Raw genomic sequence first — 1,583 nt, 5'->3', positions numbered from 1 at the left:
TTTTTTTTTGCCTGACATATGGCAGAGTCAGTGACCTGGATTTTATGCGTCTTGAAGTAAGTCAGATTCTGCTGGCGAATAGAGCCGCTTGTCAGAGAAGCGATAAAACGAGCAATACGGGAAAGGCTAATTTTTCTGTTTCGCGTGAAGGCTTCGCCTTCAATCAGGGAACGATCCGGGCAGTCTGTCAGACCGTCCAGGTAAGAATAGAAGATTTGGCGATACTGTTTAGGGGATTTCGAATGGGTCAAAATAACCACCTCCGAAATCCTTCGGATTATGGATTAGTTCCGAGTTTTGGTCTGTCAAGTGCCATATTCGGATAATCTATAAACTTTTGGAGTAGCTCCACTGCTTGTGTTAAAAATCAAAAAAACGAGGAGCGAATTCCGCATGGAAGACACTCCTTAACTTAATGACATTGGTATCTTTAGTTTTTTAAAACAAAAAAAGAACCCGAAGGTCCTTTCCACATAAAATGATGCTGATCAAGATTTCCGAGACGACCATGTCGTCTCTTTTTTTGTCCCAATTCAAAATTTCAAAGAAGGACTTTTTCAAATGAAGATCAATCGTTCTTCTTATCTATTTAGTTATAGTTATGTTTATTCACTACTTATTTATCTTCTTCAGAAAGAACCAGTTCAAGATGAGTGTTTGAAATCTCTAAAAAATTAGCAACAGCTTCTCTTGAAAGTCCGGAAGCAAGCAATTTTACAGCGATTTTTCTGAGTTGCTGATTTCGACCGATTTCAATCCCCTCGTTTTTTTTCAATCCGGATGCCTTCATTTTTCCGATTTTGAATCCTTCGTTTCTGCTGGAATTTTGCATTTGAATAATTGCTTCACACATATTGATCACTCCATTCCTGATCTTTATTTTTCTGTCAAATTCGATTTTTGTTACTGCGTAAATCCAATCATACGCCAGAGGGCTGACATTCGAAAATTCGGCTTCATATTTCTTGAGCACATCATTTAGTTGATACTGATTTTTCGAATTTTTAATAAATACCAGAACTGTACCAACTTCCGGTCCATATTTCACCAGTTCCTCATTGGTCAATGCAAAAGGTTCAATCAGATGCAGCAGATAATATGGCAGTTTCATTACGTACTCTTCAGGGACCTCTAGCATTTCAATCAGATTCTTAGCGCCTGGCCAGGGTTCGGCTGATAACCAGATTACGATCGCTGTCACCAAAGGAAACTTTTTTCCGTTTAGAAAAGAAAGTTATAAATCTCGATTATACAACTGTAATTATTATGTTTTTCATTCTATAAAATCTATTTTGAGCTATTTTTACAACAATATCTGTAACTTCTTTATATTTGACGGGTTGCCCGAAACGAAATTGCCTATATACCATTAAAGGCGAAGAATCTTATGGATTCTGAAACTTTCCTCTCAGGAAAGCTGCAGGACGCAAAGAACTTCGCCTTTTTTACATTGAAGTATTATTGATTCAGACTGACAGAGCACAGAGTTCTCTGATTTCATCATTCCAGGGAAGAACGCTGTCAATGACATCAGCCGGTATAACTGAACCGCGCCATTTCTGGAATCTGTTCATCACCAGTTC

Annotated in this window: 2 protein-coding genes; both read right to left on the bottom strand. The window is 38.1% G+C overall.

The features are described from left to right. A partial coding sequence (locus BO222_RS05275; protein WP_143356947.1) for a hypothetical protein occupies positions 1-251 on the bottom strand: 251 nt, incomplete at its 3' end. 365 nt (positions 252-616) lie between these two features. Continuing rightward, positions 617-1,201 (bottom strand): hypothetical protein, encoded by a 585-nt coding sequence (locus BO222_RS05270; RefSeq protein WP_075819024.1) that lies wholly within the window; start codon positions 1,199-1,201, stop codon positions 617-619. Positions 1,202-1,583: the final 382 nt, after the last annotated feature.

The organism is Ileibacterium valens, from assembly GCF_001945525.1.
Classification (GTDB): Bacteria; Bacillota_I; Bacilli_A; order Erysipelotrichales; family Erysipelotrichaceae; genus Ileibacterium; species Ileibacterium valens.
Note: the sequence above shows the minus strand (reverse complement) of the source record. Positions and strands in the feature narration are given on the sequence as shown.